Origin of the sequence: [Clostridium] aminophilum (assembly GCF_900101295.1) — a bacterium.
Classification (GTDB): Bacteria; Bacillota; Clostridia; order Lachnospirales; family Lachnospiraceae; genus Clostridium_R; species Clostridium_R aminophilum_A.
This window is the reverse complement of sequence record NZ_FOIL01000078.1, coordinates 1-9,935: the sequence shown is the minus strand read 5'-3', so window position 1 is coordinate 9,935 and position 9,935 is coordinate 1. Positions and strand designations below refer to the sequence as shown.

The following is a 9,935-nucleotide window of genomic DNA, read 5'->3' as shown; positions in this document are numbered from 1 at the left end:
AAGAGTTTCGGATAAATGAAATCTATCCATCAATAATCCGATTTCATTATAAAAAGTTCTAAATCCCTCTATTGAATTTCCAAAGCAAAAAGGTTTTTTTGTAAGCTCAATCCCCCTCCAATCAAAAGCTCTAAAATAATGCTTTTCACTACCAACATCAATACCAACTACCATTGTCTTTTCTGTTACTTGCCTGATTTTCTTGTTTTGTGTAAAATTCATCTGTAGATACCTCTTTTGTTCTGTTTATTGCCAACTATGCAGGGTCAGCAATTACAGTTTAACTGAGGTATCTTTCTGTTTCTACAAATTCACACTTTAAATGTTACAGGAAGCTATGAAGCAAACAAGAACTGCCTTTCTGACGTCAGAAAAGCAGTTCCCGGATTTCACCTTATTGATTTGCGTTCACGGATTCATGGACCTTGTTCTGCGGCGCCGGATCCCGGTTATTCAACCTCGTAATCCATGCAGACTCTCGTTTTGGTATAAGGACGAACCTTTGTGTCGGCTACCGCAACATGAGCAGGGTGCACTGCGTATCCCTTCAGCGCCTCCACACTTTCCAGTGTTGTATCCAGCATGACATCCGCCGTGGATGATCCCAGGAACTCTGTACGAACGTGAACCTCCAGAAGGCCCGGAACTTTGCCGACAAGGTCCTCAAGTCCCTCCTTGATTCCTTTGCGGATCTCTTTTTTCTGCTCCTCGCTGAACTCGTCTTTCAGCTGCCAAAAAATAATATGCTTTACCATTGTTTTTCTCCTCTCCCTTGATCATCAAAGTCCGCAGCCGACTTCCGGCGCACCATCCTCCCTTTCATAACGACCGTCCGGAAGGTTGGGGAAAATTCCTGCACGCCATGCGCGGCATTTTTCCATAGACCAAAGTATAGCATATTTTCTTTCGAAATGCACTGCGCACAAAACGCGAACCTCACGGGGGGCCTCCCCTCGCAGAGCGCTTTCCGGGATATAGGAACTTTGGAATATTTTTCTTTAAGAACAAAGTCTGCGGGGCGTTTTGGTTCCATAGGGAATTTCGGAGAAATTTCCTATGAAACCAAAACGGCGGCACCGGGGATCCCCCGGCACCGCCGAAAAAAATTCATACGCAATATCAAGAAGGACGCTGTCCGCGCAGATTACTTGTTTGCAGCCTCTCTCTGAGCTGCAACCTCTGCTGCGAAGTCCTCGTTCTTCTTCTCAAGACCCTCACCGGTCTCAAAACGAACAAAGCCCTTTACTGCGATCTGTGCGCCGTTTGCCTTGGCAACTTCCTCAACGTACTTCTGAACGCTCTGCTTGCCGTCAGCTGCCTTAACATAAGTCTGATCTACCAGGCAGATCTCCTTGAGCTCTTTGTTGATACGGCCCTGAACCATGCCAGCAATGATCTTCTCATTTGCATCCGGCTTCTCGTTCTTTGCAGCTGCAGTGATAATCTCTGTCTCGTGAGCAAGATATTCCTGATCAACCTCAGTTCTGTTGGTGAACTTCGGGTTAAGAGCTGCAACCTGCATTGCGATGTTTCTGCCCATCTCACGGATCTCGTCGTTGACAACGTTTGTCTCAAGATCAACGAGAACGCCGATCTTACCGCCAGCGTGGATGTAGGAAACAACCATACCGTTGTCTTCCTTCACCTGAACAAATCTTCTGATGTGCATGTTCTCGCCGATGATCGCGATCTGAGAAGAAAGCTCCTCAGCAACCGTCTTGGACTCATCCATCGCCCACTTCTCAGCAAGGAATGCATCGATGTCTGCAGCGGAAGTTGTAAGAGCCTGATCAGCAACCTGGCCAACATAGGTTCTGAACTTCTCATTCTTTGCTACGAAGTCAGTCTCAGCGTTAACCTCAACTACAACTGCCTGCTTCTCATCTGCAGAAACCTTAACCTCGCAGACACCCTCAGCTGCAATACGGCCTGCCTTCTTCTCTGCACCAGCAAGTCCCTTCTCTCTCAGGAACTCGATCGCCTTATCAAAATCGCCATCGGTCGCTGTCAGAGCCTTCTTGCAGTCCATCATGCCGGCACCTGTCATCTCACGTAATTCTTTTACCTGCTTTGCTGTGATTGCCATTGCGGTATTCTCCTCTCAACTATATGCAATTGATTTTCGTTCTTAAGCAAATCTGCCTGGCCCGGAATCCCCCGCCAGGTAAATTTCCATGCGAAGCCCTGCACGCAAAAAACTGCAGGGTGCTCCACCAACGAAACGGAACCCGCTTTGCAGGTTCCGTTCGCTGCTCGCGTCAATGTTTCAGATTAAGCCTCAGCCTCTTCAGCAACCTCTGCCTGAGTCTCGCCCTGCTTTGCCTCGATCACTGCATCAGCCATCTTGGAAACGATCAGCTTAACGGCTCTGATTGCATCATCGTTGCCCGGGATTACATAGTCCAGCTCATCCGGATCACAGTTGGTATCGCAGATACCGAACAGCTTGATGCCAAGCTTGTGAGCCTCGGATACGCAGATTCTCTCCTTCTTCGGATCTACTACGAAGATAGCAGCCGGGATCTTCTTCATCTCAGCCATACCGCCGATGTTCTTCTCAAGCTTCTCAAGCTCTTTTCTGAGACCTGCAACTTCCTTCTTCGGCAGAACCTCGAATACGCCGTCAGCTTCCATCTTCTTGATCTCGTTCAGTCTTGCAACACGAGTCTGGATGGTCTTGAAGTTTGTCAGCATACCACCGAGCCATCTCTCGTTTACAAAGTACATTCCGCATCTCTCAGCCTCTGCCTTAACAGTATCCTGAGCCTGCTTCTTTGTACCAACGAAAAGGATGTCGCCGCCCTCAGCAGCAACCTCAGCCATAGCCTTGTAAGCCTCATCGATCTTACCTACTGTCTTCTGAAGGTCGATGATGTGGATTCCGTTTCTCTCTGTGTAGATGTACTCACCCATCTTCGGGTTCCATCTTCTTGTCTGATGTCCGAAGTGAACGCCTGCCTCAAGTAACTGCTTCATGGAAATAACACTCATGATTTTTCCTCCGTTTGGTTTTTTCTTCCGCTGTCATCTTCTATTCCCTCGGGGACCTGAACCTTCAGGCACCGACCTTAAGGATCCGAGCAGCGTGAATAATAGTCAACTCCGTAATATTATCACAGCAATTATTTTGTGGCAAGAACTTTTTTCAAATGTTTTCTACGGCAGGCGCACCCTTCTTTTCTTTTTGAGATGCAGAACGCAGCCGATCAGACTGGCTGCTCCGGCAGCCAACAGAAGAAATGCTGCAGCCGTCTCTTCTTCTGGCTCTATCTCCGTCGGCATCTCCGTTTCGGTGTCACTCCTTTCCTCAACCTTTCCCGCCGGTTCGGCGTTTCCATTTTTCCAAGCCTTTTCCGCCGGTTCCGTGTCTCCACTTTCCCAATCCTTTTCCGCCGCTTCCGTGTCTCCACTCTCCCAATCCTTTTCCGCCGCTTCCGTGTCTTCGCTTTCCCAAGCCTTTTTCGCCGGTTCAGCTTCTCTCCTTTCCCGGATTTTTCCCGACAGTTTGGAATCTCCGATCCTTCTGACTCCGAGAAGTTCCATCGGCAGTTCCTGTATTTCACCGGCATTTTCCCGGCTCATTTTTCTATTCCGGTCAGTATCCCGTGATTTCTCAGCGGCGGCATTTTCCCGGCGCTCCGGTCCGGACTGCGTTTTCTCCGTCAAAATCCCATCCGCCGCGTCCTTCTGTTCCGCCTTATCCGCTTTGTCCGCTTTTTCCGCCTCCTCCGCTGCTGCCTTTCTTCCGGCGGCAAATCCGGCTTCATACGCTGACTCGTAGCCGGCTTCTTTTCCGGCATCGGCTCTCACGCTTGCTGCTCCTTCCGCAAATCCGGATTCATATCCTCTGTGATACACGCTGTCTGCGTCGACGGATCGCACACCGTCCTCCAGTCCGTCCGAATATCCTTTTCTATAGGAAGCTTTTGAGTCACTTCCCGACGAACCGCTTCCGGCATTCCGGTTTCCGTCCCGATACCCTTCCGCATATCCGCTGCGGTAGTACTCTCCGGTGTCGACGCTTCCCTTTCCTCTTTCAAAGCCGGTGTCATAGCCGGAAACATATGACGCACTGTTCCGGTTCACCTCCGTATCCCTGGTATAGTCTGTATACTCCTGAGCGGTACGGATCAAAGATTCCACCTGCTGCTTTAAAGAAGAGATATCCTCTTCTCTCTGCTTCAGCAGATTCCGCAGTTCCGCCGCACCATTGTCCGATCGATCCAGTTTTTCCTTCAGTCCGGCGGCATTTTCCTCCGCGGCTGCGATATTTTCCCGAAGCCCCGCAATCTTTTCATAGATTTCCTCCAATGTCCCGGCGAGTGGGCGATCTTTGTCTTCCTTGTCGTCTTCTTCCTTCAGAGACCGGAGCACCGAGTTCAGGGCATCCCGGTATCCTTCCGCCTTACTCTGTGCATCGTTCAGTTTAGCGGACAGTGCGTCGATGGCACGAACAATCTTTTCGTAATCATCTTCTCCCTCCTGTGTCTCCGCCTCCGCTCCCGCTTCCCGCAGATGCTCTTTCATCGCCTTTAGCCCCGCATCACAGGCATCCATCCGATCACAGATTTCGTCAATCTGCGCCGCAAGTTCTTTCTTCAGAATCCCGAGAGTTGCCTCATATACTTTCCCCCGCTCGCCTTCCGAAGCCGTCGTACCGTCTTCCTTCACCTCGCCCCCGGCCTGATCGGTGAGATGGATGCCGTCATGTTTTACGGTGAACCAGATATTCTCCGCTTCTCCGTCTCCATCCGCATCATACCGCGCCTGATAGACCGGGCCGCCCTCCGGATCCGTTCCATCTGTTTTCTCATACTTCACCGCTCTGCCTTCCAGAAAGACCACTTCGGTTTTCGTTCCGTCTTCCGCCACCGTCGTTCCGAAAAATCCGGATTGATCCGCCGTATTCCGGCTGACATAAGCGGACAGGGTTTCCACCAGCTTGGAATACTGCTTTCGCACATCCTCCAGCTCTCGGATCAGCGTTTCCACCGAATCCGCCCCCGCATTCTTCAGCGAATTTTCAATCTCTTTCATCCGTTCTTCGAGTTCCACCAGCGCCGATGTGATAGCGTCGTACGATCCGTATGCATACTCCGCATAACTTTCCGCGGAATACTTTTCCACGCGGACCGAAACCGGCACGGCATAGAACGTCCTCTGCCCGTCACCGTCAGAAAATACAATCACCGTGACCGACAGTGTCCCGGTAGTCTGCCCGGCTTTCAGATCATCTTCCGTTGCCAAAACCGGCTCAAAGGAAGCAATCCGTTCCGCCGTCATCTCCGCGCCTCCGTTCAGCATTTCCTGAACATCGGATGTGCGTACCGCGTAAAACCCATCTTCCGGATAGAACTCGCCTTCCTTTTCTCCAACCATTTTCCGGACCGTCAGTTTCGTTTTGTCCAGCTCCTTCGATGTGAGAATGATTCCGCTGTAATGCGCAGCAATCCCGGTCTGTGGTTTTTCGCCCTGTTCCTCTGCAGCCATTCCCTGCCGTTTCATCACTTCATCCGGCGACACGACCGGCTTGATCCGGACCGAGGTACGGTTTCCGGCATTTTTCAATTCCCGCCAGACATCATTTTTCCAAAGATTCATGCCCGAAAGGGAAATGTCCTCTTCCTTGGAGTGTTCCACCTGCGCAGTGTCCGCATCATCCCACGGGATATATACCTGAACCGTCCCGGACGCCCCAAAGCAGCTTCCTTTTGGATCCCCGTTCCGGAAATGATACCTTGTGCCGCTGCTTTTCGCATAGATGATTCTTCCCGGATCGATAAACTCCCTGTCCTCGTTCCGTTGCCCGTCCGAATCATTCCCGTCAGAAAACTCCGCCGTGCTTCCCTGAAATGACGTCTGATTTCCCTCCCAGTCATATGCCACCGATTCACAGCCATCTCCGAGAACGATCCGTGTGATATTTCCGGTATGTTCAAACGAATGTGAAGTCAGATCACAGTCTGCCTCCATCCATCGGAGTCCGGTGCAGCCTTCAAACGCATACTCCCCCAGCGAGGTACCCGCCGGCAGAATCAGCTTTCGAAGCAAAACATTGTTTCGAAAGGCGTAGGAGCCGATGGAAACCGGTCCGGACAGATGTAAGGTTTCCAATGTGCCCGCATCCGAGACAGCATACGGTTCCAGCCGAACCGCACCGTTTAGCGAAAGCCTCTTCAATTGATTGCTGTCACGGAATGCTTTCTTGTGAACCGTGACATTGCCGGTCAGGGTGACATCCTCCAGGGCCGTATCGACGAAGGAGGCAGTCGAGAGAATCATCCCGTCTCCGCTTCCCCTGGCAGTCAGTGTTCTCAGATTCGGCGTTCTGCCGAACGCATACGATCCCACCGTTCCGGAAAAATCCGTAAAACGGACTTCGGCCAGATTCGACCGGTAAAACGCCTTGAGGCCGACGGCACAAATCGAAGACGGGATGGTGACCTTCGCATCCGCGGTATTTCCGGCAAACGCATAATCATTGATCGCGTGCAGCGAAAGCGGAAACGAGATTCTGCTCCACTCCGAACAGGATTCCGGAACAAACGGATGATTCTCCGTTCCGCCGCCGATTGCCGCAACCGGTCTTCCGTTGATTTTGGCCGGCACATTCAGACAGTTTCCGGAGTCCACAATCCCGTCAATTCCGGTGTTTTCTGTATATAATCCAATGATATTGCCTTCGGGATCCAGCTTATACATCCACTCAATTTTTGACTCCGGGTCCCGAAACGAATACCAGGAGCGGTCATCAAAGCCGACCGCATTTTCGCTTCCGCCGTTCGGGTCAAGCGCAAGCCTCACATCGAACGCCGCTGTCTTCCCTTCATAGTCCACTTCGCCGGCGGAGCCGCAGGCTTTTACGCCGATCCGAACAGAAATGGGATCCACCAGATCCTTCGGTGCGGTATAGACCGTTCCATCCACCTCGCCCCTGTCCGCATCTGTGAGTTCAAATCTGACCTCCCCGTCGCACTGATCTCCGCTGTCATACCCCATCACCTCGATCAAAGATGACAGATCCGCTGTCGTACCTTCCGTCAGGGAACCCGGAAAAACGGATTTTCTCTGTATCCGGATTTCTTTTGCCGCACGCGGTACGATCGAAATGGTTTTCTCCGACACATAACTGTATGTATTGTCCCTAACCGTGAGCGTGACCGGCATCCTCCGGTTAATCCCTGTCGGTGCAGTGTAAATGTTGTTTTTAATACTTCCTCCATTTGGGGTCTTCACGGATACCGTATATTCCGCATTCACACTGTTCGAATACTTAACGTAAGAAAACAGGGAGGAAAGCGGCGCAGAGGATCCTTCCTCCACCGTGGTAATTCCCTGTATGACATTCAGTCCGGTCACATCCGGTGTGATGTCTACCGTCTTCTTTATCGAGAGATTTCTGCCGCTTCCCGTCTCTGTAATTATCAGTGTTGCAGTCTTCGGCGCACCGGAACTCGGGATGGTCCAGTTTGTTCCGCTGATCGTCCCGACATTGGCACTGATCCGGTATCCTGCCGATCTCCCCACATTGGTTCCGTCGATATAAGTCACGCCGGAGATCACCTCGCCGAGTGCTTTTGTCTGGCCCGCGGTAAGAGAGGTGACCGGCTGAACCGCCCGAATTCCCGTGCTTTCTTCAAATGACACAATTGAGAGTTCCGAACCGCTTAACGTAACCTTCGACGTATCCAGATTAAATGCCGGTGCAACATTTCCCGTCATCCCCTGATAGGTATCCGAATCGGAATGAATTTTTCCGTCCGGGTACATACAGACCGCCGTTTCATGCATTTGATTCGACGCGTATCCGTTGTAATAATATGTCCCTGTCCAGGATTTGGCCGCATTCATAAGAGGTGCCCGATAACCGCCGCTCGTCACGGATCCCTTTCGGTTAAAATGTTTGAGATCGGCCACCCCCAATTTGGAAATTCCCACCAGATACAGGCCTCTGCCGTAGGAAGCAGGCTTCTCCGCCGATCGAATAGCTTCATACAGTTCCCTCGTTTTTTTGTCATAACCGCTGATATCCTGCCCATCAATGTCGGCCCGATATTCCGATCCGTTTCCGAATCGTGAGATCACGTATCCCGGCCAACAGCCGGATGTCACACCGTTCGACTGCAGCACCGCATATCCGGTACCCTGTTCCGCCACCATCCAGGAGTATCCTCCCAGCCGGTAGGTATTGCCGGTTTTGAGTGAAACGCCGCCTTTCACACCTCTCTCATACCGATTGATTCCCATCACAGAGCTTTCTGCCGCATACGCCGGCAGCAATCCCTTGCCGCCAAACGCAAACAGAGCCACGGCAATCATTACACCGGCCATTCGTTTCCACATTCCTGTTCTCTGCATAGCCCTCTCCTTCTCCTCGTGCGATATCTTATCCCATCAGAATGCCGTTCCGGATCTGCCTGCGAGGTGGATCCGGATTCTTCCGTTTTGGTCCGTCACTGCGGCCAAAGCGCGAAGATCCGCTGGAAAACGGCGTTCTTCCATCGATAATACCGGAGGATGATACAACCATCTTATCCGCTTCTCAGCCGTCAGCGGGAACAGCTCCCGACGGACGCCGCGCATCAGAATCCATTGTCCCGAGTTTCCGCGAAAATCAAACGAAAGCAGGGTGCAGTAGTCCATTGCCGGATCAATCCGGAAATCCAACGGTAACGCGGGTGCGGCCGTATCTACCCGATCAATCCGGTAACGCAGTGTCTCCCCCAACACACGAATCCGGAAAATATCCCCGACACCAAGACAGGCCGTTTTCCCCTGGATTCCCATCGGAAAAACAAACCGTTTTACCGTCAGTACCGTATGAGTGCCCGGACCGCCCACCGGAAGGGAGGAACCCGGCATATGCTCCATTCCGACAGGACAGGCCTCAGATTTGATGCCATGATAAATCGGCAGGAAGCAATGGAGTTTCGGAATGGAAATCTGTCCCATAACCCCGCAGCCATTGGGATTCAGGAGGCGTTCATACTCTTTCCGTTCCAAACCGGCAAGTAAACATCCCGACGGATTCCCCATCAGCCGCCGATTGTACGCCCGCGCTTCTCTGCGATACCGTTCATAGTCGTTCTCTCTCATTCTTTTTTCCTCCTTCTATCTCTGATGTAAAAGACGACTTTTGCTGGTTATCCTGATATTTTCCTTGATGGCTTTTCCTTGATGTTTCCCTTGATGATTTCTTTGGCAGATTCTATAACGATTCCCTTGATTTCTTTAACGATTCCCTTGAATTTTTGAAGCCCTCCCTGAAAACATGGTTTTCCGAAAATCAGCTGGGAATAGGAATAAATTATCGAATCTGTCCATAAATCCCTGAAAATAGCGAGATGTGTAAGACGCTTTGCGAAGCTCAGAACGTTAAATAATAGAAATAAAAAACAATGTAAATCAGAAATGACGTGATTCAGAAAAAATGAGTACTGCTAAATATTGATCCGCAAACACTGCAGCCGCTGGTGCATAACAGCTTTCGGATCGAACGTTGCTGCACAAACGCAGCAGATTGAAAGATCTGAAACATGTTTGATGTACAAATAAAGCCTGGTACCTTAAACCGGATATTCCTGCTAAATCGTACAACAGATTGGATGTAGAACTCCAGACAGCACAAATGGGATAGCTTTCGCTATCCCAAATGACTAAAGAAAAGAGCGCGAGACGGGATTCGAACCCGCGGCCCCCACCTTGGCAAGGTGGTGCTCCACCACTGAGCCACTCGCGCATATATAATAATCGGGGTGACAAGATTCGAACTTGCGACCCCCTGCTCCCAAAGCAGGTGCTCTACCAAACTGAGCCACACCCCGTGATCCTGAAACCTCAGAAAGATACATACCTTCAAAACTGCTTACTGATTGAAATACTCCGATTTTTGAAACCTTCTGGATAAGCCCTCGACCTATTAGTGACAGTCAGCT

5 protein-coding genes, 2 tRNA genes and 1 pseudogene are annotated in these 9,935 nt (G+C 50.9%); all 8 read right to left on the bottom strand.

Translation table 11 applies throughout. The features are described 5' to 3' along the window. Positions 1–222: pseudogene (locus tag BMW41_RS13255) on the bottom strand (IS110 family transposase); the annotation flags it as partial. A gap of 227 nt (positions 223–449) precedes the next feature. Continuing rightward, positions 450–755, bottom strand: a complete 306-nt coding sequence (locus BMW41_RS13250; protein ID WP_074650629.1) for a Dabb family protein — start codon at positions 753–755, stop codon at positions 450–452. Positions 756–1,144: 389 nt separating this feature from the next. Next, positions 1,145–2,086: a translation elongation factor Ts gene (gene tsf, locus BMW41_RS13245; RefSeq protein ID WP_074650627.1), complete on the bottom strand. Its 942-nt coding sequence runs from the start codon at positions 2,084–2,086 to the stop codon at positions 1,145–1,147. Between the two features lie 185 nt (positions 2,087–2,271). Then, the gene (gene rpsB, locus BMW41_RS13240) at positions 2,272–2,991 is read right to left on the bottom strand and encodes a 30S ribosomal protein S2 (RefSeq protein WP_074650625.1); all 720 of its coding nucleotides are present in this window, start codon (positions 2,989–2,991) and stop codon (positions 2,272–2,274) included. 165 nt (positions 2,992–3,156) lie between these two features. After that, positions 3,157–8,358 carry a leucine-rich repeat domain-containing protein gene (locus tag BMW41_RS13235; RefSeq protein ID WP_074650623.1) on the bottom strand — a complete coding sequence of 1,734 codons (5,202 nt, stop codon included), beginning with the start codon at positions 8,356–8,358 and terminating at the stop codon, positions 3,157–3,159. Between the two features lie 36 nt (positions 8,359–8,394). Then, positions 8,395–9,096, bottom strand: a complete 702-nt coding sequence (locus BMW41_RS13230) for a sortase (RefSeq protein ID WP_074650621.1) — start codon at positions 9,094–9,096, stop codon at positions 8,395–8,397. A 571-nt stretch (positions 9,097–9,667) separates the two neighbouring features. Continuing rightward, positions 9,668–9,739, bottom strand: a tRNA-Gly gene (locus BMW41_RS13225). Between the two features lie 11 nt (positions 9,740–9,750). After that, a tRNA-Pro gene (locus BMW41_RS13220) sits at positions 9,751–9,824 on the bottom strand. Positions 9,825–9,935: the final 111 nt, after the last annotated feature.

Bases quoted from the DNA above. Each gene is read 5' to 3' on its own strand.
- BMW41_RS13235 (WP_074650623.1), bottom strand. From the start codon at position 8,358: ATGCAGAGAACAGGAATGTGGAAACGAATGGCCGGTGTAATGATTGCC.
- rpsB (WP_074650625.1), bottom strand. From the start codon at position 2,991: ATGAGTGTTATTTCCATGAAGCAGTTACTTGAGGCAGGCGTTCACTTC.
- BMW41_RS13250 (WP_074650629.1), bottom strand. From the start codon at position 755: ATGGTAAAGCATATTATTTTTTGGCAGCTGAAAGACGAGTTCAGCGAG.
- tsf (WP_074650627.1), bottom strand. From the start codon at position 2,086: ATGGCAATCACAGCAAAGCAGGTAAAAGAATTACGTGAGATGACAGGT.
- BMW41_RS13230 (WP_074650621.1), bottom strand. From the start codon at position 9,096: ATGAGAGAGAACGACTATGAACGGTATCGCAGAGAAGCGCGGGCGTAC.